General features: G+C 66.9%; 24 protein-coding genes and 1 pseudogene. 14 read left to right on the forward strand and 11 right to left on the reverse strand.

Going from position 1 to position 25855, the window contains the following annotated elements; translation table 11 throughout:
- Positions 1-166: 166 nt before the first annotated feature.
- Positions 167-271 (forward strand): entericidin A/B family lipoprotein, encoded by a 105-nt coding sequence (locus tag ACE3T8_RS01330; RefSeq protein WP_374606456.1) that lies wholly within the window; start codon positions 167-169, stop codon positions 269-271.
- Between the two features lie 84 nt (positions 272-355).
- On the opposite strand, the gene ACE3T8_RS01335 is transcribed toward ACE3T8_RS01330, so the two are convergent.
- Positions 356-1159, reverse strand: coding sequence for a hypothetical protein (locus tag ACE3T8_RS01335; RefSeq protein ID WP_374606172.1), 804 nt, complete (start codon positions 1157-1159; stop codon positions 356-358).
- A gap of 149 nt (positions 1160-1308) precedes the next feature.
- Between ACE3T8_RS01335 and ACE3T8_RS01340 the strand changes: the two are divergent.
- Together ACE3T8_RS01340 and ACE3T8_RS01345 are read left to right on the forward strand one after the other, a co-directional pair.
- Positions 1309-2652 (forward strand): annotated as a pseudogene (locus ACE3T8_RS01340) (tryptophan--tRNA ligase); the annotation flags it as partial.
- Complete coding sequence (locus tag ACE3T8_RS01345) at positions 2649-2963, forward strand: hypothetical protein (protein WP_374606174.1); 315 nt, start codon at positions 2649-2651, stop codon at positions 2961-2963. The pseudogene ACE3T8_RS01340 and the gene ACE3T8_RS01345, both read left to right, overlap by 4 nt.
- Positions 2964-3078: 115 nt before the next feature.
- Here the strand turns inward: ACE3T8_RS01345 and ACE3T8_RS01350 are convergent, their stop codons facing one another.
- The 5 genes from ACE3T8_RS01350 to ACE3T8_RS01370 all read right to left on the reverse strand — a co-directional run bounded on the left by ACE3T8_RS01350 (position 3079) and on the right by ACE3T8_RS01370 (position 10682).
- Positions 3079-3465 (reverse strand): VOC family protein, encoded by a 387-nt coding sequence (locus tag ACE3T8_RS01350; RefSeq protein ID WP_374606175.1) that lies wholly within the window; start codon positions 3463-3465, stop codon positions 3079-3081.
- A 93-nt stretch (positions 3466-3558) separates the two neighbouring features.
- Positions 3559-4917 (reverse strand): dihydrolipoamide acetyltransferase family protein, encoded by a 1359-nt coding sequence (locus ACE3T8_RS01355; protein ID WP_374606177.1) that lies wholly within the window; start codon positions 4915-4917, stop codon positions 3559-3561.
- 112 nt (positions 4918-5029) lie between these two features.
- Entirely contained in the window at positions 5030-6016 is a 987-nt protein-coding gene (locus tag ACE3T8_RS01360; RefSeq protein ID WP_374606178.1) for an alpha-ketoacid dehydrogenase subunit beta, read from the reverse strand.
- Positions 6013-7086 (reverse strand): pyruvate dehydrogenase (acetyl-transferring) E1 component subunit alpha, encoded by a 1074-nt coding sequence (gene pdhA, locus ACE3T8_RS01365; RefSeq protein ID WP_374606457.1) that lies wholly within the window; start codon positions 7084-7086, stop codon positions 6013-6015. The genes ACE3T8_RS01360 and pdhA overlap by 4 nt, the downstream gene beginning before the upstream one ends.
- A gap of 146 nt (positions 7087-7232) precedes the next feature.
- Positions 7233-10682, reverse strand: a complete 3450-nt coding sequence (locus tag ACE3T8_RS01370; protein ID WP_374606180.1) for a lamin tail domain-containing protein — start codon at positions 10680-10682, stop codon at positions 7233-7235.
- A 110-nt stretch (positions 10683-10792) separates the two neighbouring features.
- Between ACE3T8_RS01370 and ACE3T8_RS01375 the strand changes: the two genes are divergently transcribed.
- Positions 10793-11683 (forward strand): tryptophan 2,3-dioxygenase, encoded by an 891-nt coding sequence (locus ACE3T8_RS01375; protein ID WP_374606182.1) that lies wholly within the window; start codon positions 10793-10795, stop codon positions 11681-11683.
- Positions 11684-11821: 138 nt separating this feature from the next.
- Positions 11822-13336: a peptide MFS transporter gene (locus ACE3T8_RS01380; RefSeq protein ID WP_374606183.1), complete on the forward strand. Its 1515-nt coding sequence runs from the start codon at positions 11822-11824 to the stop codon at positions 13334-13336.
- 69 nt (positions 13337-13405) lie between these two features.
- Here ACE3T8_RS01380 and ACE3T8_RS01385 read toward each other — a convergent pair whose 3' ends face one another.
- Positions 13406-13933 (reverse strand): MarR family winged helix-turn-helix transcriptional regulator, encoded by a 528-nt coding sequence (locus ACE3T8_RS01385; protein ID WP_374606185.1) that lies wholly within the window; start codon positions 13931-13933, stop codon positions 13406-13408.
- A gap of 71 nt (positions 13934-14004) precedes the next feature.
- On the opposite strand from ACE3T8_RS01385, the gene hppD reads away from it, so the two are divergent.
- From hppD to ACE3T8_RS01415, 6 genes are all read left to right on the forward strand, one after another.
- Complete coding sequence (hppD, locus tag ACE3T8_RS01390; protein ID WP_374606186.1) at positions 14005-15102, forward strand: 4-hydroxyphenylpyruvate dioxygenase; 1098 nt, start codon at positions 14005-14007, stop codon at positions 15100-15102.
- A 59-nt stretch (positions 15103-15161) separates the two neighbouring features.
- Positions 15162-15569, forward strand: a complete 408-nt coding sequence (locus ACE3T8_RS01395) for an endonuclease domain-containing protein (protein ID WP_374606188.1) — start codon at positions 15162-15164, stop codon at positions 15567-15569.
- Positions 15566-16870, forward strand: coding sequence for a homogentisate 1,2-dioxygenase (gene hmgA / locus ACE3T8_RS01400; RefSeq protein WP_374606190.1), 1305 nt, complete (start codon positions 15566-15568; stop codon positions 16868-16870). The genes ACE3T8_RS01395 and hmgA overlap by 4 nt, the downstream gene beginning before the upstream one ends.
- Positions 16871-16947: 77 nt before the next feature.
- The gene (locus tag ACE3T8_RS01405; protein WP_374606192.1) at positions 16948-17601 is read left to right on the forward strand and encodes a hypothetical protein; all 654 of its coding nucleotides are present in this window, start codon (positions 16948-16950) and stop codon (positions 17599-17601) included.
- A gap of 53 nt (positions 17602-17654) precedes the next feature.
- Positions 17655-18875, forward strand: a complete 1221-nt coding sequence (gene nhaA / locus ACE3T8_RS01410) for a Na+/H+ antiporter NhaA (RefSeq protein WP_374606193.1) — start codon at positions 17655-17657, stop codon at positions 18873-18875.
- Positions 18872-19744 carry an SDR family oxidoreductase gene (locus ACE3T8_RS01415; protein WP_374606195.1) on the forward strand — a complete coding sequence of 291 codons (873 nt, stop codon included), beginning with the start codon at positions 18872-18874 and terminating at the stop codon, positions 19742-19744. Before nhaA ends, ACE3T8_RS01415 begins: the two co-directional genes overlap by 4 nt.
- Positions 19745-19856: 112 nt before the next feature.
- Here ACE3T8_RS01415 and ACE3T8_RS01420 read toward each other — a convergent pair whose 3' ends face one another.
- The 3 genes from ACE3T8_RS01420 to ACE3T8_RS01430 all read right to left on the reverse strand — a co-directional run bounded on the left by ACE3T8_RS01420 (position 19857) and on the right by ACE3T8_RS01430 (position 22316).
- A complete protein-coding gene (locus ACE3T8_RS01420) occupies positions 19857-20759 on the reverse strand; it encodes a DMT family transporter (RefSeq protein ID WP_374606196.1) in 903 nt (300 codons plus the stop codon).
- A gap of 18 nt (positions 20760-20777) precedes the next feature.
- Positions 20778-21278, reverse strand: coding sequence for a DUF962 domain-containing protein (locus tag ACE3T8_RS01425; protein WP_374606198.1), 501 nt, complete (start codon positions 21276-21278; stop codon positions 20778-20780).
- Between the two features lie 141 nt (positions 21279-21419).
- The gene (locus ACE3T8_RS01430) at positions 21420-22316 is read right to left on the reverse strand and encodes a phosphoribosylaminoimidazolesuccinocarboxamide synthase (protein ID WP_374606199.1); all 897 of its coding nucleotides are present in this window, start codon (positions 22314-22316) and stop codon (positions 21420-21422) included.
- 135 nt (positions 22317-22451) lie between these two features.
- On the opposite strand from ACE3T8_RS01430, the gene ACE3T8_RS01435 reads away from it, so the two are divergent.
- Positions 22452-22781 (forward strand): DnaJ family molecular chaperone, encoded by a 330-nt coding sequence (locus ACE3T8_RS01435; protein WP_374606200.1) that lies wholly within the window; start codon positions 22452-22454, stop codon positions 22779-22781.
- A gap of 55 nt (positions 22782-22836) precedes the next feature.
- Here ACE3T8_RS01435 and ACE3T8_RS01440 read toward each other — a convergent pair whose 3' ends face one another.
- The gene (locus ACE3T8_RS01440; protein ID WP_374606201.1) at positions 22837-23676 is read right to left on the reverse strand and encodes an outer membrane protein; all 840 of its coding nucleotides are present in this window, start codon (positions 23674-23676) and stop codon (positions 22837-22839) included.
- A 153-nt stretch (positions 23677-23829) separates the two neighbouring features.
- On the opposite strand from ACE3T8_RS01440, the gene rpe reads away from it, so the two are divergent.
- The gene (rpe, locus tag ACE3T8_RS01445) at positions 23830-24513 is read left to right on the forward strand and encodes a ribulose-phosphate 3-epimerase (protein ID WP_374606203.1); all 684 of its coding nucleotides are present in this window, start codon (positions 23830-23832) and stop codon (positions 24511-24513) included.
- A gap of 35 nt (positions 24514-24548) precedes the next feature.
- Positions 24549-25697 (forward strand): lactonase family protein, encoded by a 1149-nt coding sequence (locus tag ACE3T8_RS01450; protein WP_374606459.1) that lies wholly within the window; start codon positions 24549-24551, stop codon positions 25695-25697.
- Positions 25698-25855: the final 158 nt, after the last annotated feature.

Below are 25855 nucleotides of genomic sequence, written 5' to 3' on the forward strand. Positions count from 1 at the left end.
CGAAGGAGGGAAGACCGCAAGGATGCGTGGCGGGCCGGGGCAACCCGGTCCGCTTCTTGCATGATGGGGTTTGTTGCATCCGATGGAGTCGACTGGCTAAGCTCGCCGCGTTCACAACCCTGAAGCGGAGGCGGTCATGATCAAGATGGGCAGGTTGGGTGCGGCGATGCTGCTGTGCATGGTCGTGCTGGCGGGCTGCAACACCATCGCGGGCGCGGGCAAGGACGTGCAGAAGGTCGGCGAGAAGGTCGAGGACGCCGCGAAGAAGTGACCGGCGCGCGATTGTGTGCAACGCGTTTGCTTAGAAGCAGAAGGCCGGCGCAAGCCGGCCTTCGTCGTTCTCGCGGCGGTGGGTTCAATACCGGTACGGGGGGTCCTGCACGAAGCCACCCGGGAACGCGCGCGGCGTGGTGCCCGCATACGGCGCCCGGTAGCGTGGCAGGATGCCCAGCGCGACCAGCGCGTCGGCATCGTCGTAGCGCAGCTGGCTGACTTGCTGCGGGCTGCGGGTCGCACGCACGAACTCGGTCTGCCCGACCGGTGCCCACTCGCGCTGGCCATGGCCGGTGCCCAGGCGTTGCGGCATCGCCTCGGCTTCCGATGCCATCGCGCGGTCGGCGCTGGCGGCGGGGGCTGCGGCCTTGCGGGCTTCATTGCGGGCCATGCCCCCGGCGATCGGCGCTGCCGGCGGTGGTGCGTACACCGGTCGCAGCTGGCGTTCGCGGAACACCGCCACGCCGACCACGCCCACGTTCGCGGGACGTCCGGTGCGCGCCGCATAACTGTCCGGCAGGTCGGTGAACACGAATTGGGCGATGTCGTCCAGCGACTTGCGCCAGCCGGCGATCTCGGCACTTTCCCACGGCTCCAGCACGTAACCGCCCTGCGACGGCGAGGCGGTCTGGCCGGTGACCGCATTGACCCCATCGACCGAGAGCACCACCAGCACGCGCTCGCCTGTGGTGTTGGTCAGCCGTACCGAGTAGCGATGGCCGGGCACGCCGGCGATCCAGTCCTGGCCGCGGTGTCGGTATTCGGGCAGGGTCTGCCCGCTGTCGCGGTCGACCACGTCCAGCAGCACGAGGTCGCGCGCCGACAACGGCATCGAGCAGGCAACGGTGGAAGTGAGGGCAAGGGCAAGCAGCAGGCGACGGAACATGGCGACGGTCTCCTAGCGCGGAAGTGCGCTGCCCACATGCCAACGCGCGGCCTTCCGGAACGGGGTTGCCGGGGCCACGGGTACACTGTGCGGCCCCGGATCTCCGCCTTCGGCATCCGCATTTCGAGCCCGCGCCACGCATGAGCCACACCCGCGTCCTCACCGGCATCACCACCTCCGGCACCCCGCATCTCGGCAACTACGTCGGCGCGATCCGCCCGGCGATCAAAGCGTCGCGCGCGCCGGGCGTGGAGAGCTTCTATTTCCTCGCCGACTACCACAGCCTGATCAAGGCGCAGGATCCGGCGCGCACGCAGCGCTCCACCCTGGAAATCGCCGCCGCCTGGCTGGCCTGCGGGCTCGACCCCGACAAGGTCTGGTTCTACCGCCAGTCCGATATCCCGGAAATCCCCGAGCTGACCTGGCTGCTCACCTGCGTCGCCGGCAAGGGCATCCTCAACCGCGCGCACGCCTACAAGGCGGCCGTGGACCGCAACCGCGCCGAGGGCGAGGACGACGATGCCGGCGTGAGCGCGGGCCTCTTCATGTACCCGGTGCTGATGGCCGCGGACATCCTGATCTTCAATGCGCACAAGGTGCCGGTCGGCCGCGACCAGGTGCAGCACATCGAGATGGCGCGCGACTTCGGCCAGCGCTTCAACCACATCTACGGCCAGGACTTCTTCGTGCTGCCGGAAGCGGCGGTCGACGACTTTGTTGCGACCTTGCCCGGCCTGGACGGCCGCAAGATGAGCAAGAGCTACGACAACACGATCCCGATGTTCGCCCCGCGCGGCGAACTGAAGAAGCTGGTCGCCGGCATCCTCACCGACTCGCGCGCGCCCGGCGAGCCCAAGGACGCCGAGGGCTCCGTGCTGTTCCAGCTTTACCAGGCGTTCGCCTCGCCGGAGGACACCGCCGCCTTCGCGCAAGCCTTCGCCGACGGCATCGGCTGGGGCGATGCCAAGCAGCAGCTGTTCGAACGCATCGATGCGGAAGTCACGCCGCTACGCGAGAAGTACGAAGCGTTGATGGCGAAGCCCGGCGAGATCGAGGCGATCCTGCGCGATGGCGCCGCGCGCCTGCGCACGCAGCACGCCACGCCGACCCTGCAGCGCCTGCGCGAGGCCGTAGGCCTGCGTGACCTCTCGCAGGTCGAGACGACCTCTGTCTGGAACAGGAAAGGGGAGATTAGTAGTTCTGTGGGGATTTCTTGGGGCAAGAAAGCCTCAATCGTTCCCACGTTCAAGCAATACCGTGACGTCGACGGCAAGTTCTACTTCAAGCTGGTACAGGGGGAGCGCGTGCTGCTGCAGAGCACCGGCTTCGCCTCGCCGCGGGATGCAGGCCAGCGCATCGCGTCGATCAAGCTCGGAGAGATCGGCGACGGCGCAAGCGACTTCGCGCTGGGCAACGGCGTGAGCGACGAGGAAGTGAACACTGCGCTGGCGGCGTTCGTCGCCGCGCAACTGGAAGGCGAGGGCCAGGCATGAGCAATGACGTCGCCGGCATCCCTGCCTTGGCGCTGATCCTGTTCACGCCGTGGTTCCTGATCCTGGCCGCGCTGTACTGGCTGTACCCGCGGCAGCCACGCAACGCCGCGCGCCTGCGCTTCGACGCCATCGCGCTGCTGCTGGCCTTCGCCGGCTGCGTGGCCAGCCTGTACTGGAGCTTCGGTTTCGCCGATCGCAGCTACGGCCACCTGTGGCCGCAGATCCTGGCGACGTCGGTCGGTTACGGCGTGTTCCTGGCGGTTCTCACCGGCGCGTTTTACCTGCGCCGCCGGATGCTGGCGGCGGGCTGATCAGTCCCTGCAAGTAGCCCGGATAACGCCGCAGGCCGCATCCGGGATCGTGTCGTCGGAAAGGCGTGGTAACCCCGGGTGCGCTGCGCTTACCCGGGCTACATGGGTCATGGTGTCAGTCCCAGTCGTTCCAGGCGACGCCGCGCGCCGGGAATTTCGTCCGCACGATGCAGAAGCGCTGCCCGGTCGGCGCCTCCATCACCCACCAACGCTTCACGAACGCGATCTTCTTCGCGCCGATCGCTTCGAGGCGGTCGGCCTCGGCATCGACATCGTCGGTCTCGATGTCCAGGTGCACGCGCGAGGGATGCGTCACCTTCTGCACTTCGATGTGCAGGTCGCCCGGCGTATCGCCGAGCATCTGGTACTCCGCCTCGCCATCGCCGGCATCGCGGTCGGCGATCGAGCAACCCAGCGCCTGCGACCAGAAGTCGGTCGCAGCGTCGAGGTCATCGGTCTTGCAGTCGATGATGAACCCCGAGAGCCGGCTGCGATGGGCCATGCGCGAATCCTCCGTAGCCCGGGTAAGCGCAGCGCACCCGGGAAGTGACGATGCGAACCCGGGCGCGGCCTTCGGCCTTACCCGGGCTACGAATCATGCCGGTTGTGCCAGATCGTCGAGCAACGCCGCAAGGAAGCGCGCCGCTTCGCCACCGGTGCAGGCACGATGGTCGAAGGTCAGCGAGATCGGCATGCGCCGGTGCACCTCGATGCCGCCCATCACCGCGACCACGTCGTGCGAGAGCTTGCCGGCGCCGATGATCGCCACGCAGGGCGGCACCACGACGGGCGTCGCATAGCGGCCGGCGAACATGCCGAAATTGGACAGGCTGATCGTGTAGCCGGAGAGTTCCGAGGACGGGATCGAACGGTCTTCGACCTGCGCGCGCAGGCGCTTGATCGCGGCGCGCACGCCGTTGCCGTCGAGCATGTCGGCATTGCGCAACGCGGGCACGAACAGGCCGTCGTCGGTGTCCACCGCGATGCCGAGGTCGACGTGCGGATGCAGGGTGCGGGTCAGGTTGGCGCCATCGAACCACGCGTTGAGCGCCGGCACCGTCTTGCAGGCGACCACGATTGCACGCACGAGGCGTGCAGTGATGTCCTGGCGGCCACTCCACGCATGCAGGTCGGCATCGTCGACGAGCGTGGTGGGCACGACCTGCGCATGCGCATCGGCCATCACGCGGGCCATGTTGCGGCGCACGCCCTTGAGTTGTTCCGGCTGCCCGGTCGGTGCCGCGCCCGGTGGCTGCGTGCGCATCGGCTTGCCGGCCTGCGAGAGGGTGCTGCGCTGTTGCTCTTCCCTTCTCCCTGCGGGAGAAGGTGCCCGAAGGGCGGATGAGGGTTCGGGGCGAGACGAACCCTCACCCCCAGCCCCTCTCCCGTCGGGAGAGGGGAGCAAGAGCGACCCGTCCGCCGCCGCGCGCTTGACGTCGTCCATGGTCACCGTGCCATCGGCACCGGTCGCCGCGACGCGGGCGATGTCGACACCGAGCTTGCGCGCCGTCGCACGCACCGCCGGCATCGCCTTGACGCCACCCGCGGCGATCGCGGCTTGCGCCACCACCGCATCGCCGACCTGCATCGCGCCGACCACGGTGCCGGCATCCGCCTTGGCGGCGGGTTCGGGTGCCGGCGTCGACTTCGGTTCGTCGTGGGTCGGACCGTGATGGTGGCCGGTGTCCTGGCCTTCCGCGCGCTGCGGCATCGACGCATCCACTTCGAACTCGGCGAGCATCGTGCCGGTGACGACGATGTCGCCCGCCGCACCAGCCAGTTGCAGCACCTTGCCGCTGACCGGCGATGGCACGTCGACCACGGCCTTGGCGGTTTCCATCGACACCAGGTTGTCATCGAGCTTGATGACATCGCCGACCTTGACGTACCACTCGACGATGGTCGCGTCCGGCAGGCCTTCGCCCAGGTCGGGGAGCAGGAATTTCTTGGTCATGTTGTTCTCGTTCCGCTTTTGCCGTCATTCCTGCGTAGGCAGGAATCCAGCGACTTTGATGAATTGAACCGTGAAAGACACTGGATCCCTGCCTGCGCAGGGATGACGAGACTCAGGAATGCGCCATCGCGCGCTTTGCTGCGGCGATGACCTTGTCGGTGCTCGGCAGGTACTTCATTTCCAGCCGGAACAACGGGATGTGGGTGTCGTAGCCGGTGACGCGCTCGACCGGGGCGACCAGGTCGAACATGCATTCCTCGGCGCAGCGCGCGGCGATCTCGGCGCCGAAGCCTGCGGTCTTGGCCGCTTCGTGGACGATGACGCAGCGGCCGGTCTTGGCGATCGATTCGGCGATGGTCGCGAAGTCCAGCGGCTTCAGGGTGGCGACGTCGATGACCTCGGCGCTGATGCCTTCCGCAGCGAGCTTCTCCGCGGCTTCAAGGGTTTCCTTGACCTGTGCGCCCCAGGTCACCAGGGTGATGTCGCTGCCGTCGCGCAGCACGAAGCACACGTCCAGCGGCAATGCCTCGCCATCATCCGGCACCAGTTCCTTGTACTGCCGGTAGATGCGCTTGGGCTCCATGTAGATCACCGGATCCGGGTCGCGGATCGCGGCCAGCAGCAGGCCATACGCACGCTGCGGCGATGATGGCATGACGACGCGCAGGCCCGGCACGTTCGTGAAGATCGATTCGTTCGCTTCGCTGTGGTGCTCCGGCGCACGGATGCCGCCGCCCCAAGGCACCCGCAGCACCATCGGGCAGGTGAGGCGGCCACGCGTGCGGTAGCGCATGCGCGCGGCGTGGCAGACGATGAAGTCGACCATCGGGTACATGAAGCCGTCGAATTGCGCCTCGGCCACCGGCTTCATGCCCTGCGAGGCCATGCCGACGGTCAGGCCGGCGATGGTGGTTTCGTCCAGGGGCGTATCGAGGATGCGTTCGGTGCCGAAGGTCGCCGACAGTCCGGCGGTGGCCCGGAACACGCCGCCGTTGACGCCGACGTCCTCGCCCAGCACCACGACGGAACTGTCGTTGCGCAGTTCGTAGGCGAGGGCCTGGGTGATCGCCTCGATCAGTGCAATCGGCTGGTCGCTCATGCGCGCTTCTCCGCCGCGATCGCCTGTTCGCGCTGCGCCAGCACGTCCGCGGGCATGTCGCCGTAGAGATAGTCGAACATCGCCTCGACCGGTTGCACCGGGGTTTCCAGGTAGGCGTTGATCTCGACATCGACCCGCTTGCCGCATTCCTCGATCCAGGCCTTTTCCTGCGCGTCGTCCCACAGGTTCTGGTCGGTCAGGAATTTGCGCAGGCGCAGGAACGGTTCCTTCTCCCAGGCGGCCTTCACTTCGTCCTCGCCGCGGTAGCGACGGGCGTCGTCTGCGGTGGTGTGGTCGTGCAGGCGATAGGTCATGAATTCGATGACGCTGCCGCCCTGGCCGCTGCGCGCGCGTTCGTGCGCGCGGCGCATCGCTTCCAGCACCGCCACCAGGTCGTTGCCGTCCACCTGCAGGCAATGCAGGCCGCCGGCCAGGCCTTTTTGCGCCAGCGTATCCGCGCCGGTCTGGGCCTTGCGCGGCACGCTGATCGCCCAGCCGTTGTTGATCACGCACAGCACCAGCGGCAGGGTGAACGCGCCGGCGGAATTCACCGCGGCGTAGAAGTCGGTCTTGGAGGAACCGCCATCGCCGCAGGTCGCCACGGCGACGCGATGTTCGCCGCGCAGCTTGAACGACAGCGCCGCACCGGACGCCATCAGGCACTGGGTCGAGATCGGCACGCACCACGGGTAATCGTTGCGCGGGATCTCGAAGTCGTTGCCGCGTTCGTCGCCGCCCCAGTACATCAGCACGTCGCGTGGCTTCACCCCGCGCTCGAACTGCGCGCCGTATTCGCGGTAGCTCGGTGCGAACACGTCTTCCGGCTGCATCGAGGCGCCGATGCCGACGTGGGTCGCTTCGTGGCCCAGGCAGGCGGCGTAGGTGCCCAGCTTGCCGGTGCGCTGCAGGGCGATCGCCTTGCTGTCGAAGGTGCGCACGAACAGCATCCGCTTGAACAGCGGCAGCAGCGCTTCGGCGTTCGCAACGGCGGGCGGCAGGTCGCCGACGAGGGCGCCGTCGGGCTTGAGGTATTGCAGGTATTCGATCTCGAAACGCGCCGCCACGGTCATCCGCGCCATCCAGTGATGCATTGGTTGCGAATGATACGGTTCGCCGGTTAACCGGTCGTTGCGCAGTGCGGCAAGACGCTGCGTCGCGATGCCGGAAACAGAAAGGCGGCCCGAGGGCCGCCTTTCCGGTCGATCACCGCACGTCGTTACAGCAGGGTCGGCTGCGGCTGCGGGTTCACCAGGCAGTACGGCAGGTCACGGTAGCGGTTGGTCCAGCGGTGGATATAAGTCTGCAGGGTCGCGCCGGTATAGCCACGCTCGCAGATATCCATGCACCAGCTCAACTTGGTGCCCGTGTAGCCGTCGTTCGCGCAGGTGGTGATCACGGTGTAGTTCAGCGTCACCGTCCTCGCGTTGCCGGCGTTGTCGGTCGCGGTGCAACTGGTCGACTTGTTGCCGGTGGTGCTGGTGTCCAGCGAACCGCAGCTGGCCGAGGCCACGCCGGAGGTCGCGTCGCTGGCGTTCGGGCTGGCGACGTAGCTCCGGCCGCGCAGCAGCGGCGAGGGCGTGGTCGGGGCCAGCGTCGGTGCCGTGGCGTCGCGCTTGATCGTGGTGGTGGTCACGCTGCTGGTGCCGCCGGCGCTGGTGGCGGTGCAGGTGAACGTCGCCCCGATGGTGTCGCTGGACAGGGTGGTGTCGTTGCAACCGGTGCTGCTGGTGATGGTGGTTTCCGGATCGATCACCGTCCAGTCGACCAGCACGTTGCCGGTGTACCAGCCGTTGCTGCCGTTCGGCGCCGCCGGATCCAGCGTGTAGCTGATCGCCGGCGGCGCGGTGTCGGCGGCAAGCCGGACCAGCACTCGGACCGGGTCATGGTCGGAGGTGCGCAGCGGCGGGTTGGCCGTGGTGTAGGGCGGGTTGAAGTTGGCGAAGTGCCCGTGGCGGAAGTCGGCGTTGACGCGGGCATGGTCGACGATCAGCGCGGACACGCCCGGATCCATCGCCAGCGCCTCGTTGACCACCGCGTGGTCAAGGCTCTGGGTGATGTTGCCGAAGATGTACGAATAGCGCTGCTCGGGGTCCGCGATCAGTTCATTGCCCATGATCAGCGGGGTGCCGCCATTGGTCGCGCTCAGCGGGCTGTCGGCCCAGAACACCACCTCGCTGGCCGGTGCGGGGTTGCCGGTGGTGATGCCCATCGCGTCCACATAACCGTCGTTGACGTCGAAGGCGTTGAAGTCGCCGACCAGCACGATCTTCTCGTCCGGGTTCGCGGTCTGCAGGTCGTCCACCAGCTGGGCCACGAATTCCGCCTGCTTGGCGCGCTTGGCGCGGACGCGATCGCCGCTGCTGCCGGTGGCGTCGTTGCCGTTGAGCGAACGCTGGTGGACCACGATCGCGGTGATCGGGTAACTGCGGCCGTCGTCCAGGGTCACCAGCGCCTTCACGCGCAGCGGCGGACGGTCGTTGAGCAGCGACGTGCCGCCACCCGGTTCTGTCCAGGTGGTGGTCTTGCCGTGCTGTTCGATCTCGATGACCTGGACCCGGGAGGCCGCACCCGCGGCACGCGTATTGACCAGGAAGCCGACGTCGATACCGCCCACGTCGTTGCCTTCCTGCAGGTAGGCGACGTAGTTCGGCGTGCTGGCGCAGGTGCTGTTGAGCTTGGCGGCCAGCGTGTTCAGCGCGTTGAGGTTCTCCACTTCGACCGCGCCGAGGATGTCCGGGGTCTTCAGCCAGTCGCAGATGACCGCGGCGGCCTTGGTCACGCGCTTGTCGAAGTTGGCGGTGCTGATGGTCGGGCCGGTGCCGTTGGCGACATCGTCGAACAGGCGCAGCATGTTGAAGCCGGCGATGGTCACGTCGTCTTCGGTGGGATCGGACACCGCCTGGGCGGTGCCGGAGACGATGGTCGGCGGCGAGGCGGCGTCGTACAGCAGCTCCCACGCGCTCTCGGCGAAGTTGCTGCCGAAGTAGGTGAGCACGCCGGACAGGTTGCTGACCGTGCCGCCCGCATCCACGCGCGGCGTGCCGCCTGGCGGGACGACCAGCGGATACACCTTCAGGCGTTCCTGGTTGGCGTCGAACAGGGGGATCGTCGGTGCCGCCGGGTAGGGATCGAAGATGCTGATGCCGGCTTCGCGCAGCGGGCGCTGCACGCCGGCGACCACGATCTCGAACTCGCCGTTGAGGTCGTTGCTGGTGACCGCGTCTTCATTGGTGTCGCCCGGAGACTGCGCCACGATCTTGCCGCTGGCGACGGTGACCCGCATGCCTTCCAGGTGCTCGAGCACGTCGGGCAGGCTGCCGGCGCCCAGCATGGCCGCGGTGATCTCCACGGCGGCCGGCAACGCATTGCCCGCGCTGACGAAGGCGATGTTGGACGGCTGCAACTGGGTGCTGGGCATGTTGAACACGCCGCCGGAACCGGAGAACTCGTCCACGGTGCCGGTGACCTGCACGCTGTCGCCGACGTTCACGCCCGGCGCGCCGCCGGTGAACACGAAGATGGCCTGGGAGGTCATCGGATCGGCATCGACAGCCGCGTCCGGCGTCTGCAGGAAGAAGCCGTTGCTGCGCTTGGCGGTGACGATGCCGCTGGTGAGCACGGCGGTGCCATCCAGCGGCGACTGCGAACCGTTGCCCTGGATGTCGTGGATCGGCGCGGCGTTGGCATCGTCGTTGAGGATGGTGCCCAGGCCGCTGGCATCGCTCACGGTGGCGCCGACGACATTGGTCAGGTTGACCAGGAAGCCCTCGTTGCCTTCGACGGCGCTGTCGCCGTTCACGGTGACGGCGAAACTGTAGGTGCTGCTGCCGGCGGGGATGGTCTGGCCGGTCAGGCTGCGCGCGACGTAATCGCCGCCGGCGGTGGAGGCGGTGCCATCGGCAGTGGCGATGTCGAAGGTGACGCCGCCCTCGCCGGCTGGCGCGCTCAGGCTGACCGTGAAGGTGAAGATGGTGGTGCCGGCGTTGCCTTCGGCTTGCGAGACATCGTTGATGCTGATCGTCGGCAGGCTCGGGCCGCTGCATGCGGCGAGCGCGGTCGCGCTGTTGCGCGGTGCCGGTGCCACTGCGGTGAAATCGGTGCCGTTCTGGTTGGTATCGGTGCAACCGTTGCCACCACGCAGGGCGGCGGTGGTGTTGCTCAGGGTGGGCGCGGCGGCCGTGCCCTCGAAGAAGTTCGCGGTGCCGAAGCCGACCAGGTCGAGGATCAGCGACGTCTGCGCGGAGGAGCACGCCGTGGAGCCGCCGTTGCAGGCCAGCGCGGTGGTCGAGTTGGCCAGGATCACCTTGCCTGCCGTGCCGGACATCGCGCTGGTGCCGCTGGCGTCGACCGTGGGCAATGCGGCGCCATTGGCGCCACTGGCCATGCCGACGAGGAAGTACTGGCCCGGGGCGAGGGTGACGTTCGGGAGGGTGGCACCCACCGAGAAATTGCCGGTGCCGGTTGCGCTGGCGTACTGCACGGTCATGCCGTTGAGCGAGACGCTGGCGCTGCCGCGGTTGAACAGTTCGACATAGTCGCGGTTGTAGGGCGCACCGGTGTTGCCGCCGCCGCCGTACACCTGGCTCACGACCACCTGGGCATTCGCCCCGCCTGCAACACCGGCAAGCAACAGCGCCACGCTCAGGCGCGAAAGTGTCAATTTCATCAGCTTCGAATCCCCGGATTAGGCGGGCCACCCCGGCCCGTCCGGCGATTTTTGCTGCATTTCCGTGACAGGCGCATGGCACCGGACGCCCCCATGCGAGAATCCGCGCCATGAGCATCGACCGCAACGAACGCCCGCTGGAAGCCGGCATCCACACCGACCTGGAAGGTCGGCTGACCTACGGCGGCTACCTGCGCCTGGACCAGCTGCTGTCCGCGCAGCAGCCGTTGTCGCAGCCGCCGCACCACGACGAAATGCTGTTCATCGTCCAGCACCAGACCAGCGAGTTGTGGCTGAAGCTGCTGATCCACGAGCTCAGCGCGGCCACCGACCACCTGCGCAACGACCGGGTCTGGCAGTTCGGCAAGGTGATCGCGCGCTGCAAGCGGGTGCTCGACCAGCTGACCGCGCAGTGGTCGGTGCTGGAGACGCTGACGCCGTCCGAGTACATGGAGTTCCGCGACATCCTGGGCCCGTCGTCGGGGTTCCAGTCGCTGCAGTACCGGATGGTCGAGTTCCTGCTGGGCAACAAGAACGCGGCGATGCTGAAGGTGTTCGCCCACGACGTCGACGGCCATGCCGCGCTGCAGGACGCGCTGGTCGCCCCCAGCCTGTACGACGAGCTCCTGCGTTACCTGGGCCGCTGGGGCCACGACATCCCTTGGCAACGCCAGGAGCGCGATTTCACCCAGCCGCACGTGATGGACCCGGCCCTGGTGCCGGTGTTCGAGCGCATCTACGAGGACACCGGCCGCTACTGGCGCGAGTACGCCCTGTGCGAGGACCTGGTCGACCTGGAGACCCAGTTCCAGCTGTGGCGGTTCCGGCACATGCGCACGGTGATGCGGATCATCGGCTTCAAGCCCGGCACCGGCGGTTCCAGCGGCGTGGCCTTCCTGCGCAAGGCGCTGGAGCTGACCTTCTTCCCGGAATTATTCGAGGTCCGCACCGCGATCGGCCCGACTCGCGACTACGGCGCACCGGACCTGCCCACGCGTTGACCCCGTCGCTGCGGCAGGCCTCGTCCTGAATGGGCGAGGTTTGACGTTTCACGCGCTCCTCGGCCATCCTCGCCCGGTTCCGCGCCCGCCGCGGACCGCGCCGCCACAATCAAAACAACGACTTCAGGGGGAGACCGCATGAGCGGAGCCGCAACCACGACCACGCCGGTGAATCCACCGGACTACAGCCAATTGATGGGGCATCCGCGTCCGTTGTGGATGCTCTTCATGACCGAGTTCTGGGAACGCTTCGCGTTCTACGGCATCCGCTGGGCCTTGGTGCTGTACATCGTCGCCCAGTTCCATGGCGGCGCCGCGACCGGCGAGGCCTCCGCCAACCAGACGTATGGCGCCTACCTGGCCCTGGTCTATGCGGCGGCGATCTTCGGCGGCTACGTCGCCGACAAGATCATCGGTTACCAGCGCTCGATCCTGGTCGGTGCGGTGATCATGGCCGCCGGCCTGTTCCTGATCGCGATGCCGGACGAAAACCTGTTCAAGCTCGGGCTGGCCACGATCATCGCCGGCAACGGCCTGTTCAAGCCCAACATCTCGACGATGGTCGGCAAGCTGTACGTGCAGGGCGACGAGCGCCGCGACTCCGGCTTCACCCTGTTCTACATGGGCATCAACCTGGGCGCGATGCTGGCGCCGATCCTCACCCAGTTCCTGGCGCAGAGCCTGTTGGGCGGCTCGGTGGACATGCCGGCCTACAAGGTGGTGTTCATCGCCTCCGGCGTCGGCATGCTGGTGTCGCTGGTGTGGTTCTGGTTCGGTCGTGCCCAGCTGAAGGGCGTCGGTGCGCCGCCCGCAGGCGCCGAGGGTGGCGGTCGCGTGGTGATGACCGTGATCGGCGCGCTGGTGGCGATCCCGGGCATCTACTTCCTGTTGTCGATGGGTGCCAGCGCGCTGCAGTGGATCCTCAGCGCGATGTTCGTGATCCTCGGCATCATGCTGCTGGTCGAGGGCATCCGCGAAGGTTCGGTGTCGCGCGACAAGACCATCGCGATGCTGATCATCTTCACCTTCAACGTGCTGTTCTGGTGCTTCTTCGAACAGGCCGGCAGTTCCTTCAGCTTCCTGTCCGACAAGATCGTGGATCGTGACCTGGGTGCCGCCGGCGGCTTCATCTGGCCGAACGCCTGGTTCCAGTCGGTGAACTCGATCGCGATCATCACCCTGGCGCCGGTGCTGGCCTGGCTGTGGGTCAAGATGGGCAAGAACAACCCGTCGATCCCGCGCAAGTTCGGCCTGGGCCTGATCTTCAATGCGCTGGCCTTCGCCCTGCTGTGGTTCGCGCTGTCCAGCCTGGTCGATGCGGAGACCATGAAGATCCCGTTCTGGACGCTGTTCATGGTCTACGTGATCCAGTCGGTCGGCGAGCTGTGCCTGTCGCCGATCGGCCTGTCCATGACCACCAAGCTGGCGCCGACCAAGCTGGTCGGCTTCGCGATGGGCGGCTGGTTCCTTTCGACCGGCATCGGCAACAACCTGTCCGGCATCTTCGCCAGCCACGTCAGCGGCAGCGAAGGCATGACCGTGGCCTCGGCGCAGTCCGGTTACACGATGGGCTTCTGGATCCTGCTGGGCTTCGGCGTGCTGCTGTTCCTGATCGCGCCGCTGATCCAGCGCCTGATGCACGGCGTGAAGTAAGCGCGTTCCAATATGCGAAACGAAAACGGCAGCCTTGGCTGCCGTATTTCGTTGCATCGGCGACGGCCGTCAGTCGGCTTGGGGCTCGCCGCCGCCGGTGTAGTGCTCGGCGCGCAATTCCAGTTCGTCCAGGCGATCCAGCAGGCGGAACAGCAGTGCGCGCTCGTCCGCCGGGATATCGCCGAGCAGGTGCTGCTCGAAGCCGAGCGCCAGCGGCACGATCTGGTCGTACACCGCATAGCCGGCGTCGGACAGGCGCAGCATCGAACGCCGGCGGTCGTCGTCGTCGAACTCGCGGGCGATCCGCCCGGCCTCCATCAGCTTCGCCACCGCGCGGCTCACCGCGACCTTGTCCATCGCCGTGCGCTGCGCGACCTGGTTGGCGGACAGGCCGGAGAAGCGGCCCAGCACCGCCATCACCCGCCATTCCGGGATGGTCATGTCGAAGCGCTCCGAATACTCGCGGGCGATCGCGTTGCTGGTGCGGTTGGACAGCACGCTGAGCCGGTACGGCAGGAAGTTCTCGAGCTTCAGCTGCCGGTGCTTCGGCTGGGCGCTGGAGGGCTGTGCGTCTGGTGCCTGGCTGGGATCGGTCATGTGCTGCGCCGCGTCTTGAGATGGTTGCATCTGAAACTATAGAATGCCCGTCTCACAGCCGAGGAACCGCCATGAGCGCACAGCCCAATCTTGGCATGCAGCCGACCACGTTCGACAACCCGATGGGCATCGACGGCTTCGAATTCGTCGAATTCGCCGCGCCGGCGGGCCAGGCGCAGCACCTGCATGACTATTTCAGGCGCATGGGCTTCACCCAGGTGGCGCGGCACAAGACCCGCGCGATCAGCACCTACCGCCAGGGCGACTGCACCTTCCTGATCAACGAAGACCCCGATTCCTTCGCGGCCCGCTTCGCCGCCGAGCATGGCCCCAGCGCCTGCGGCTTCGCGATCCGGGTCAACAAGCTGGCCGAGTGGGCGCGCGTGCAGGCACTGAAGAACGGCGCCGAATCCTTCGAGGCCGCCGACGAACTGACCAAGGCGGTCGCCGCGCCGGTGATCAAGGGCATCGGCGGCTGCATGCTCTACATCGTCGACCGTTACGACGAGAAGGGCACCATCCATGACCCGGACTACGAATACCTGCCCGGCGTGGACCTGTTGCCGACCGGCTTCGGGCTGACCTTCATCGATCACCTGACCCACAACCTCTACCACGGCAACATGGCCAAGTGGGCGGACTACTACGAGCGCCTGTTCAACTTCCGCGAGATCCGCTACTTCGACATTAAGGGCGCCAAGACCGGCCTGCTGTCGAAGGCGATGACCGCGCCGGACGGCATGGTCCGCATCCCGCTCAACGAATCGTCCGATCCGAAGTCGCAGATCAACGAGTACCTGGACGTGTACGGCGGTGAAGGCATCCAGCACATCGCCTGCTTCACCGACGACATCTACGCGACCGTCGAGAAGATGCGCGACACCGGCATCGAGTTCCTGGACACGCCGGACACGTATTTCGACGTGATCGACCAGCGCATCCCGGCGCATGGCGAAGACGTCGAGCGCCTGCGCGCGAACAAGATCCTGATCGACGCCGACCCCGAGACCAAGCAGCGCAAGCTGCTGCAGATCTTCACCCTCAACGCGCTCGGCCCGATCTTCTTCGAGATCATCCAGCGCAAGGGCAACGAAGGATTCGGCGAAGGCAACTTCCAGGCGCTGTTCGAGAGCATCGAGCGCGACCAGATGAAGCGCGGCGTGCTGTGATCTGATGAGCCCCTATCCCCTCGGGAGAGGGGTTGGGGTGAGGGTCGGGGATACGAGAAATGCACAAGCCACCCTTGCCTACAAAAACGCTTGGTCAATCCCGCAGTCTGCGTCGGCAGATGACAGATGCGGAACACAAGCTCTGGCAAGTTCTGCGGGGCTGCCAGTTGGAAGGAATGAAGTTCCGCCGACAACATCCGATGCCGCCGTATAGCGTGGATTTTTATTGCGATGCCGTCAGGCTTGCTGTCGATCTCGATGGATCGCAGCACAGCGAAGAAGCCGATCTTGTCCGGACGCGGTATCTGCAAAGTCAGGGATTGGAAGTCATTCAATTCTGGGACAACGATGTCTTGTTGAATATCGAAGGCGTGGTGGATGCGATCCGTAACAGCATCGCCGCGCGAACCCTCACCCCAACCCCTCTCCCGACGGGAGAGGGGCTTAAGACACGGCCAAACGCATGACGATCGAAAGCAACGGCTACCAGAACGGCTTCGGCAACGAGTTCGCCAGCGAGGCGATCGCCGGCACGTTGCCGCAGGGGCGCAACTCGCCGCAGGTGGTCGCGCACGGGTTGTATGCGGAGCAGATCAGCGGCACCGCATTCACCGCGCCGCGCCACCAGAACCGGCGCAGCTGGTTGTACCGGATCCGCCCGGCGGCGATGCACGGACCGTTCGCGTTGCTCGGTCACGCCGGCTTCCACAACGACTTCGACACCGGCCCGGTCACGCCGGACCAGTTGCGCTGGAATCCGTTGCCTGCATGCGAGCATCCGACCGACTTCATCGACGGTCTGGTCACCATGGCCGGGAATGGCGGTCCATCCGCAGGTGCCGGCATCGGCATCCACATGTATGCGGCCAACCGCGGCATGCAGGGACGCTTCTTCTACGACGCCGACGGCGAGTTGCTGATCGTCCCGCAACACGGCCGGTTGCACATCGAAACCGAACTCGGCGTGCTCGATGTCGAGCCGCAGGAGGTCGCGGTGATCCCGCGCGGCATCCGCTTCCGGGTGGCATTGCCGGATGGCGAGGCGAGGGGTTACATCTGCGAGAACTTCGGCGCGTTCATGCGCATCCCCGACCTCGGCCCGATCGGCAGCAATGGCCTTGCCAATCCGCGCGATTTCCTCACCCCGAATGCGGCGTTCGAGGATGTCCAGGGAGACTTCGAACTCATCGCGAAGTTCGAAGGCCACCTGTGGCGCGCCGACATCGGCCATTCGCCGCTCGATGTCGTCGGGTGGCATGGCAATCATGCGCCGTACAAGTACGACCTGCGCACCTTCAACACCATCGGCTCGATCAGTTACGACCACCCGGACCCGTCGATCTTCCTGGTGCTGACTTCGCCCAGCGATTCGCCCGGCGTGGGCAACATGGATTTCGTGATCTTCCCGCCGCGCGTGCTGGTGGCCCGCGACACGTTCCGCCCGCCGTGGTTCCACCGCAACATCGCCAGCGAGTTCATGGGCCTGGTGCATGGCGCGTACGACGCCAAGGCGGACGGGTTCGCGCCCGGCGGTTGCTCGCTGCACAACTGCATGACCGGGCATGGACCGGATGCCGCGACCTTCGACAAGGCCAGCGCCGTGGATACGTCGAAACCTGACTACATCGACGGCACCATGGCCTTCATGTTCGAGTCGCGCCACGTCATCCGCCCGACGCGGCAGGCGCTGGATGCCGCGCATCGCCAGCGCGATTACCAGGCCTGCTGGTCCGGCTTGCGCAAGCGCTTCGTCGCGCCGCACGAGTGAACGTAGCGGCTGCGAAATTCGCGACGCGTTAACCGCAACGCGTCAGACTGCGGGCTCACGAACGAGGAGCCCACCCGATGCGGAAACTGCTTTCGATTGCCTTGCTGGTCGCCCTTGCCGGCTGCGGCGAGCGCGGTACACCCGATGCGAGCCCGACCGCACCGCTCGATGCGGCACCTGTCGCTGATGCCACGGCACCACCACCCGTCGCTGAAACGCCTGCGCCCGTGGAGGGGAACGCCGGTGGTTCGTTGCGCGTGGACAAGCCGGCCGACGGCACGATCACCTTCAAGGGCTTTGGTCCGGCCAACTTCGGTGCGACGCAGGAAGAGGTGCGCATGGCCTGGGGCGGCGACCTCGGGGATGCGAAACCCGACCAGGCGGGCGGCTGCTACTACCTGATCCCGCAGCCCATCGGCACCGAGGGTTATCGCACCGCCTTCATGATCGAGGGCGACAAGTTCGTGCGCATCGACGTGCGTCGCGACGATGTAGTTGCGCCAGGCGGCGGCAAGGTCGGCATGAGCAAGGCGCAGATCGTCGCGTTGTATGCGGGCATCGAGGAAGAACCGCACAAGTACACCGACGGGCAGTACTTGCGGATCAAGGACGCGGCGGGCGGCAATGGCGTGCTGCTGTTCGAGACCGACGGCAAGGGCGATGATGCCAAGGTCAGCGAATGGCGCATCGGCGTGCCGCCGCAGGTGGACTATGTCGAGGGTTGCAGCTGAGGAGATGCCGACGGGATTCGGGCGGACAGCGAAGGCTTCGCTAAACTGGAGGCATGAATACGCCTGCCCCGATCCTGCATCGCGCCCGCCACGCGCTGGCCAATTTCTTCCGGCTTGAGGCTTCCGGCGGCATCCTGCTGATCATCGCGGCGGTGCTGGCACTGCTGCTGGCCAACTCGCCGCTGGCGGGTGCCTACCAGGGTTTTCGCGATCTGCCGGTGGCGGTGGTGTTCGGCGCGCTGGAGATCGCCAAGCCGCTGCTGCTGTGGATCAACGATGGCCTGATGGCGGTGTTCTTCCTGCTGGTGGCGCTGGAGATCAAGCGCGAGGCGCTGTCCGGCCAGTTGTCCAGCAAGGAACAGCTGGTCCTGCCGATGGTGTGCGCGGCTGCGGGTGTGCTGGTGCCTGCATTGTTGTTCTGGAGCCTCAACAGCGGCGATGCCGAGTCGATGCGCGGCTGGGCGATCCCGACCGCCACCGACATCGCGTTCGCCCTGGGCGTGCTGGCATTGCTCGGATCGCGCGTGCCATTGGGCATGAAGCTGCTGCTGTCGACCATCGCGGTGGTGGACGACCTCATCGCGATCGTCATCATCGCGGTGTTCTATTCGCACGGGATGTCGTGGGTGGCGTTGGGTTGGGCCGCGGTCGCTATCGCCGGCATGGTCCTGCTCAACCGCCGCGGCGTGACCGCGCTCACGCCGTACCTGTTGCTGGGCGCGGTGCTTTGGGTCTGCGTGCTGAAGTCGGGCGTGCACGCCACCCTGGCCGGCGTGGTTACCGGGCTGATGATCCCGCACTACGACAAGACCAACGCGATCGACGACGCGACCGAACATTCGCCGCTGGAACATCTCGAACACGCCCTGCATCCGTGGGTGGCTTACGCGATCCTGCCGGTGTTCGCCTTCGCCAATGCCGGGCTCGCCCTCGGCGGGCTGGAGCTGGACGACCTGCTGCAGCCGTTGCCGGCCGGCATCGCGCTGGGACTGGTGCTGGGCAAACCGGTCGGCATCGTCGGCATCGCGCTGGTCATGCGCGCGACCGGACTGGCCAAATTCCCCGATGGCATGGACCTGCGCGCGATGATCGGGCTGGGCATGCTGTGCGGCATCGGCTTCACCATGAGTCTGTTCATCGGTTCGCTGGCGTTCGCCCGCTCGCCGCTGCACTACACCGAGAGCGTGATCGGCGTGCTCATCGCATCGGTCGTTGCCGCAGTGCTGGGCCTTGTCTGGTTGCGCATGGTGCTGCCGAAGCGCGCGAACGCGTGAAAACCGCGCTGGTGTTCGGTGCCAGCGGGCAGATCGGCCTGCCGCTGCTGGATCGGCTGGGCGATGCCGGCTGGCGGGTGCGTGCGGTGTCGCGACAGGCGCGCTCGGATACGCCGGGCCGGCATTGGCTGCAGGGCGATTTCGCCCACGTGCCGGTGTTGCCGCGCGACGTGGATGCGATTTTCAGCTGCGGTCCGTTGGACCTGTTCGCGCGCTGGTACGCCACGGCCAACGTCGTGTCGCCGCGGGTGGTCGCATTCGGCTCGACCAGCGCCACCAGCAAGCACGCCTCCGATGACGAACACGAACGCGACATCGCCCGTCGCCTGCTCGGCGCGGAAGCGGCGGTGTTCGAGGCCAGCGAGCAGCGCGGCGCAGGCGCGACGATGCTGCGCCCGACCCTGGTCTACGGTGCCGGCCGCGACGCGACCCTGACCCGCATCGCCGGCATGGCCCGGCGATGGGGCCGCTTCGTGCTGCCGCGCCGCGCCGACGGCCTGCGCCAGCCCGTGCACGTGCAGGACCTGGCCGATGCCGCCTTCGCCGCGAATGTTTCGCCGGTCGCCCAAGGCCGCAGCTACGACCTGCCCGGCGGCGAGACCCTGGCCTACCGCGACATGGTGCGGCGGGTGCTGGCCTGCCTGGATCCGCCGCTGCCGCTGCTGGAATTGCCGATGCCGCTGTTCCGCGCCGCGGTCGCGGCCGCGCAGGCACGTGGCGTGGCCCGTGAGCTCACGCCCGCCGCGGTCGCCCGCATGCGCGAGGACCTCGCCTTTGATGCCGCGCCGGCGCGGCGCGACTTCGGTTACGCGCCGCGCGCGTTCCGGCCGGAAACACGGATGTTCGACGCGCCCGAGCGCAATCAGTGAGGTCTGAACAGTCTGGCTATTGCTCGTCATTCCTGCGAAGGCAGGAGTCCAGCGTCTTTTGCTCTCAATGTCTTGAAGTCGCTGGATCCCTGCCTTCGCAGGGATGACAGCATTACAACTCCTCGGCCGGCGGCAACGCGCGCTGGCGCACGCCGGCACGCAAGGCGACCACCAGGACGCCGCCCAGCACCATCGCCCCGCCGATCCAGAGCGCAGGACCCGGGCGGTCGCCCCAGAACAGGATGCCGAGCAGCACCGCCAGCACCGGCGTGAGCAGCAGGTAGGGCGTGACCGTCGCCACCGGATGCCGCTGCACCAGCCAGTAGAACACCCCGTGTCCGAGCAACGACGAGAACACCGCGGCATAGATCGCGGCGACCCAGGCGATCGCACTGGCATCGCGCAACGCAGCGAAGCTGCCCGGTTCGAACACCGCGCTGATCGCCAACAACGGCAGCAGGCTGAGCACCGCGGTCCAGCCCTGCTGGTCGACCATGCGTACGTCCTTCAGCCCGCGCATCAGCACGGTGCCGATCGCGACCATCAGCGACGAGCCCATCATCACGAAGAGCGCCGCGGGCTGCGCCAGCACCATCGGATCGAAGCCCAGCACCAGCACGCCGGCGAAGCTGATCGCCACGCCCACGCCGGTGCGCCAACCGAAGCGCTCGCCCAGCAGCCACCACGCCAGCAGCACCGACATCGGCACGTACACCTGGGTGACGATCGCCGGCGATGACAGGTCGCCCGCCAGCTTCAGCGCCAGGAAGCTGGTGCCGAAGTGCAGCACGCCGTTGAGCATCGCCACCGCGAACAGCCGCGTCCATTGCGCGCGTGGCGGCACCCGCATGAAGGCGACCAGCAGCGCGGCCAGCAGGCCCATCCGCATCGCGGTGAACAGGAACGGCGGTACCTCGCGCAGGGCATGCGCGGAGGTGAGGAAATTGGTCGCCCAGAACAGGCAGATCAGCAGGACCAGGCCGAGGTCGCGCCTGCGCAACCCCGTCGCGGTCATCGTGCGGTCACGCCGGACTCACCACGCGATGCCGAGCTTGCGATACAGCTTCGCCAGCACCCAGGCGGGACCGATCAGCAGGTACTTGAGGTCGGTGAAGAAACTCGGCTTCTTGCCCTCGTACAACTTGCTGTGGCCGATGAACTGCGCGATCCACGCGACCACGAACACGCCCAGTGCGAGCTTGAACAGGCCCGGCGTGCCCAGCGTGCCGTGCAGCCAGCGGGTCAGCCAGGCCATCGACACGAACACCGCCAGCATGCCGAAGCCGATCGCCCGCGAGGCGCGGTAATAGAACATCCACGCCGCGAACATCGCCAGCGCGGCCCACAGGCCTGCATTGAACAGCGTGCCCGGCACCGGGATGCACCACACCAGGCCGATCACGCTCCACAGGATCAGCGGCACCGCGAACACGTGGATGCGCTGGTTCATCACGTTCACGTGATCGCTGGAGTAGTGCGCGAACCAGTGATCGATGGGGCGATTGCCGGCTGCGTGGTGCACGGTTGCGTCCATGCGGTTTCCCGTATTGCGTTGCGCCGGTCGAGGATACTCCAGCTGACGCTCGTCATCCCGGCGAAAGCCGGGATCCAGCTCTTGAGAGATGCCAAGCCAGAGCCGGATCCCGGCTTTCGCCGGGATGACACAAGGAATCCTTCAGTCGACCGAAATCCCGGCAAGCCGGTCCAGCGCCTCGGCGTACTTGGCGCGGGTTTTGGCGATGACGTCGGCTGGCAGGCGCGGGCCGGGTGGGGTCTTGTCCCAGTTCAGCGTCTCCAGGTAATCGCGCACGAACTGCTTGTCGTAGCTCGGCGGGCTGGTACCGACCTGGTACGCATCGGCGGGCCAGTAGCGGCTGGAGTCCGGGGTCAGTACCTCGTCCATCACGTAGAGCTTGCCGTCGGCATCGGTACCGAACTCGAACTTGGTATCGGCCAGGATGATCCCGCGCGTGGCGGCGAAGTCACGCGCGAATGCGTACAGCGCCAGCGTGGCATCGCGCACCTGTTCGGCGCGCTCGCGCCCGACCAGGTCCACGGCGGTGGCGAAGTCGATGTTCTCGTCGTGGTCGCCGACCGCGGCCTTGGTCGACGGGGTGAAGATCGGCGTATCGAGTTGCTGCGCCTGCTGCAGCCCCGGCGACAGGTCGATGCCGCTGATCGAGCCGCTTCGCTGGTAATCCTTCCAGCCGCTGCCGATCACGTAACCGCGGGCGATGCATTCCACCGGCACCGGGGTCAGCTTCTTCGTCACCACCGCGCGCTTCGCGTACAGCGCGGCCTCCACGCCGGCCGGCAGCACCGAGGCCACATCGATCCCGGTCAGGTGGTTGGCGATGATGTGGCGGGTCTTTTCGAACCAGAAATTGCTGATCTGGCAGAGCATCTCGCCCTTGCCCGGGATCGGGTCCGGCAGGACCACGTCGAAGGCGCTGAGGCGGTCGGTCGCCACCATCAGCAGGGTGTCGTTGCCCAGGTCGAAGACGTCGCGGACCTTGCCGCGGTGGCGCAGGGTCAGGCCAGGCAACTCGGACTGCAGCAGGGTGGTGGCCATTCGCGGGCGGTGGGCATCGTGGGGCGCACAGTGTAGCGGCTGCCCCGTGGCCGCCCCATGGTCGCCGTAGGGGCTGCCCCCAGTGGCAGCCCCCATGCCGGGCGCGCGTTCGCACCCGCCTTGTAAGATGCCCGCATGAAACGCTGGTACGGCAAATTCTTCGGGCTGATCGCGGGCTGGCTGCTATTCCGGCATCCGGCCGGCGGGCTGCTGGGCTTGCTGGTCGGGCATGCCTTCGATGCCGACTGGTTCAAGTCCCCGCGCGACAACCCCTACGGCGTGCTGGAGGTCTCCAGCGACGCCAGCGATGCCGACGTCGAACGCGCCTACCGCCGGCTGATCTCGCAATACCACCCGGACCGCCTTGCCGGCGCTGCCCCGGAACTGCAACGGCAGGCGGAAGAGAAAGCCCGCGAGATCAACACCGCCTACGATCGCATCAAGACCCTGCGAAAGAAGACCTGACCTGCCGTCACCGGCAAGCCAGGCCAAGGATCCCCACGGGATCAGGTGTGCAGGATCAGAAGCGGTAGTTCAAGGTCAGCTGCAAGGTGTCCAGGTCCAGGCGATCGTCGTTGCGACGCATGTCGGTGCCGTTGGCGTTGACCAGCAGGAACGGGTTGGTCGCCGGTGCGGTGCCACGGCTGACCCGCACGATCGTGTCTTCGTCGTCGAGCCGCGTGCGCAGGTATTCCAATCCCAACGAGACATTGCCGGCGATCTTGCGCTCCACGCCCAGGCCGAACTGCACGCCGTCGGCATCACCTGAATCGGTCAGGTCGAAGGCGTTGGCGGTATTGGTGGTCTCGAACCGATTGTTGAGCTTGGCGCGCACCGCGCCCGCGGTGGCGTAGGCCAGCCAGTCGTTGGACTGCCCGAAGGAAATGCCGGCGCGGGCGCGCAGCGCGATGGTGCTGTCCAGCTCGCGGATCATCGCGTACGAGGCAGGCGTGGTGCTGAAGCCGCTGACGCCGTCGCGCACGTCGTGCCTGTTGTATTCGGCGAGCGCACCGAATACCCAATGGCCCATCTGCCAGTCGTAGCCCATCCGCGCGCCCAGGGTGGTGCCGCCGCGATCATCGAAACAGCCTTCGCCGGGCGTGCGGCCAGTGGCCACGCCGCCGCAGAAGCCAGGCGAGAACGCATCGGCGCCTGCACCGGTGCGCACGGTGTCGCCATAGCTGCCATCGAGGTTGGTGTCGAACAGCAGGGTGCCGTCATCGCCGCCGCGCGGATCGGTGTTGCCGATGCTCGCAGCGACGTAGAAGCCTGACCACTTGTCGCCCGCGTCATCGGACTGGGCAAGGGCGGGGCTGGCCATGGCCAGCAGGGCGAGGGACAGCAGGGTCTTCCTGATCATGCGGGTCGTTCCTTCGAAGACGTGATTGCTCACGGGGTTCCATGGGTACGCACCGGCATGCGACACGGATGCAGCGGGACCGCGGCTTCCTGAATGAATGGGGCGATTCGGTTCACACGCTAGAATCGCGCCATCGCTCGATCAGGGACTCCCATGCAACCTGCCGTCATCGCGCCGTCCATCCTCTCGGCCAATTTCGCCAAGCTGGGCGAGGAGGTCGACAACGTGCTCGCCGCCGGCGCGGACTGGGTGCACTTCGACGTGATGGACAACCATTACGTGCCCAACCTCACCATCGGCCCGCTGGTCTGCGAGGCATTGCGTGCGCATGGCGTGACCGCACCGATCGACGTGCACCTGATGGTCGAGCCGGTGGATCGGATCGTCCCCGACTTCGCCAAGGCCGGCGCATCGATCATCAGCTTCCATCCGGAAGCCAGCCGGCACGTGCATCGCACGATCCAGCTGATCAAGGCGCAGGGCTGCCAGGCCGGGTTGGTGTTGAATCCGGGCACGCCGACCGAAGTGCTGGACTACGTGCTGGACGAACTCGACCTGGTGCTGCTGATGTCGGTGAATCCGGGCTTCGGCGGGCAGGCGTTCATCCCGTCCACGCTGGACAAGCTGCGCAAGGTGCGGGCGATGATCGACGCCACCGGCAAGCCGATCCGGTTGGAGATCGATGGCGGGGTGAAGGCGGACAACATCGGTGCGATCGCCGCGGCGGGCGCCGATGCCTTCGTCGCCGGCAGCGCGATCTTCCGCGAGCCGCGCACACGCGAGGCCTACGCGGACAGCATCGCACGCATGCGCGATGCCGTGGCGGCCGTGCGTTGAGCGGGCGGCCGGGACGTCCATCGCGCCTGTTGTCGATGTTCGCGCTGGCCTGCGCTATCGGCCTGCCCGGCATGCCGCGTGCGCAATCGCAATCGCTTGACCTGCTGGTGGGTTCGTACACCGACGGCGATTCGGCGGGCCTGTACCTGTACGCGTTCGATGCCGGAACGGGTCGCATCGCGGCGCAGCCGAAGCAGGCGCTGCGGGTCCACAACCCGTCCTGGCTGGTCGTCGCACCCGACCAGCGCAACGTGTATGCGGTGAACGAGAACGGCCCGGGCAACGCGGATCCGGTGGGCCGGGTTACCCGCTTCTCGCTGTCGTCCACGCACGTGCTGGAGGAACAGGAGCGCGTCACGAGCCTGTCGGACCATCCGACCCATGCGTCGCTCTCGGCGGATGCGCGGCATCTGTTCGTCGCCAACTATTCGGGCGATGCGCAGCCGGGCGGCCTGCTCACGGTGTTGCCGGTGGATGCGCAGGGCAAGCTGGGCAATGCCACGCAAGTGCAGAGCTACCAGGCGAGCAACGCGGATCCGGCACGACAGGCGTCCAGCCATGTGCATGCGGCCACGGTGTCACCGGATGGCCGTCATGTGCTGGTGGCGGACCTGGGTGGCGATCGCGTCTACGTTTATCGCTATGCACCCGGTCAGGACGCCGAGCGCCCGCTGCATGCGGCGAAGCCCGCGCACGTGCAATTCCCGGCCGGCAGCGGGCCGCGCCACGTGGCGTTTTCCGCCGATGGCCGGCATGCCTATGTCACCCTGGAAATGACCGGCCAGGTCGTGGAGCTCGACTTCGATGACGGTGCGGCGCGCCTGCGTCGCATCGTCGATCTCGCGCCCGTCGGTTTCACCGGTGCGCATGGCGCGGGCGCGATCCATCTCTCCGCGGATGGCCGCTTCCTGTACGCGGTGAATCGCGGAGACGACCATCACATCGTCGTGTTTTCGGTGGGCGACGACGGCGCGTTGTCGCTGCTGCAACGTCGTCCGACCGAAGCCGCCAGCACCCGCGAATTCGCGATCTCGCCGGACGGGCGCTTCCTGTTGCTGGCGATCCAGGGCGCCAACGCGATCGCCGTGCTGCGACGCGATCCCGACAGCGGCCTGCTGGGCGAGACCGTGCAGACCCTGGCCTTGCCGAGGCCGTCGTACCTGCAGTTCCTGCGCCCGCACTGAGCGGCGGACAAAAAAAACCGATGCCGCCATGGGGAGGGGAGCGGCACCGGTCTGGAAGAGTGGGGCGTCCTGCCCGTCCGTCATCCCTGCGATGGACTCCCATGTTCCGGATCCATCGTGACGCCCGTGTGACATCCGCGCGGTCTTAACGCGTTGCG

It is taken from the genome of Thermomonas sp. (assembly GCF_041919455.1).
Classification (GTDB): domain Bacteria; phylum Pseudomonadota; class Gammaproteobacteria; order Xanthomonadales; family Xanthomonadaceae; genus Thermomonas.

Excerpts from the sequence above, each read along its gene's own strand:
- ACE3T8_RS01330 (WP_374606456.1), top strand. The coding sequence starts at position 167 with ATGCTGCTGTGCATGGTCGTGCTGGCGGGCTGCAACACCATCGCGGGC.
- ACE3T8_RS01335 (WP_374606172.1), bottom strand. The coding sequence starts at position 1,159 with ATGTTCCGTCGCCTGCTGCTTGCCCTTGCCCTCACTTCCACCGTTGCC.
- ACE3T8_RS01345 (WP_374606174.1), top strand. The coding sequence starts at position 2,649 with ATGAGCAATGACGTCGCCGGCATCCCTGCCTTGGCGCTGATCCTGTTC.
- ACE3T8_RS01350 (WP_374606175.1), bottom strand. The coding sequence starts at position 3,465 with ATGGCCCATCGCAGCCGGCTCTCGGGGTTCATCATCGACTGCAAGACC.
- ACE3T8_RS01355 (WP_374606177.1), bottom strand. The coding sequence starts at position 4,917 with ATGACCAAGAAATTCCTGCTCCCCGACCTGGGCGAAGGCCTGCCGGAC.
- ACE3T8_RS01360 (WP_374606178.1), bottom strand. The coding sequence starts at position 6,016 with ATGAGCGACCAGCCGATTGCACTGATCGAGGCGATCACCCAGGCCCTC.
- pdhA (WP_374606457.1), bottom strand. The coding sequence starts at position 7,086 with ATGACCGTGGCGGCGCGTTTCGAGATCGAATACCTGCAATACCTCAAG.
- ACE3T8_RS01370 (WP_374606180.1), bottom strand. The coding sequence starts at position 10,682 with ATGAAATTGACACTTTCGCGCCTGAGCGTGGCGCTGTTGCTTGCCGGT.
- ACE3T8_RS01375 (WP_374606182.1), top strand. The coding sequence starts at position 10,793 with ATGAGCATCGACCGCAACGAACGCCCGCTGGAAGCCGGCATCCACACC.
- ACE3T8_RS01380 (WP_374606183.1), top strand. The coding sequence starts at position 11,822 with ATGAGCGGAGCCGCAACCACGACCACGCCGGTGAATCCACCGGACTAC.
- ACE3T8_RS01385 (WP_374606185.1), bottom strand. The coding sequence starts at position 13,933 with ATGACCGATCCCAGCCAGGCACCAGACGCACAGCCCTCCAGCGCCCAG.
- hppD (WP_374606186.1), top strand. The coding sequence starts at position 14,005 with ATGAGCGCACAGCCCAATCTTGGCATGCAGCCGACCACGTTCGACAAC.
- ACE3T8_RS01395 (WP_374606188.1), top strand. The coding sequence starts at position 15,162 with ATGCACAAGCCACCCTTGCCTACAAAAACGCTTGGTCAATCCCGCAGT.
- hmgA (WP_374606190.1), top strand. The coding sequence starts at position 15,566 with ATGACGATCGAAAGCAACGGCTACCAGAACGGCTTCGGCAACGAGTTC.
- ACE3T8_RS01405 (WP_374606192.1), top strand. The coding sequence starts at position 16,948 with ATGCGGAAACTGCTTTCGATTGCCTTGCTGGTCGCCCTTGCCGGCTGC.
- nhaA (WP_374606193.1), top strand. The coding sequence starts at position 17,655 with ATGAATACGCCTGCCCCGATCCTGCATCGCGCCCGCCACGCGCTGGCC.
- ACE3T8_RS01420 (WP_374606196.1), bottom strand. The coding sequence starts at position 20,759 with ATGACCGCGACGGGGTTGCGCAGGCGCGACCTCGGCCTGGTCCTGCTG.
- ACE3T8_RS01425 (WP_374606198.1), bottom strand. The coding sequence starts at position 21,278 with ATGGACGCAACCGTGCACCACGCAGCCGGCAATCGCCCCATCGATCAC.
- ACE3T8_RS01430 (WP_374606199.1), bottom strand. The coding sequence starts at position 22,316 with ATGGCCACCACCCTGCTGCAGTCCGAGTTGCCTGGCCTGACCCTGCGC.
- ACE3T8_RS01435 (WP_374606200.1), top strand. The coding sequence starts at position 22,452 with ATGAAACGCTGGTACGGCAAATTCTTCGGGCTGATCGCGGGCTGGCTG.
- ACE3T8_RS01440 (WP_374606201.1), bottom strand. The coding sequence starts at position 23,676 with ATGATCAGGAAGACCCTGCTGTCCCTCGCCCTGCTGGCCATGGCCAGC.
- rpe (WP_374606203.1), top strand. The coding sequence starts at position 23,830 with ATGCAACCTGCCGTCATCGCGCCGTCCATCCTCTCGGCCAATTTCGCC.
- ACE3T8_RS01450 (WP_374606459.1), top strand. The coding sequence starts at position 24,549 with ATGTTCGCGCTGGCCTGCGCTATCGGCCTGCCCGGCATGCCGCGTGCG.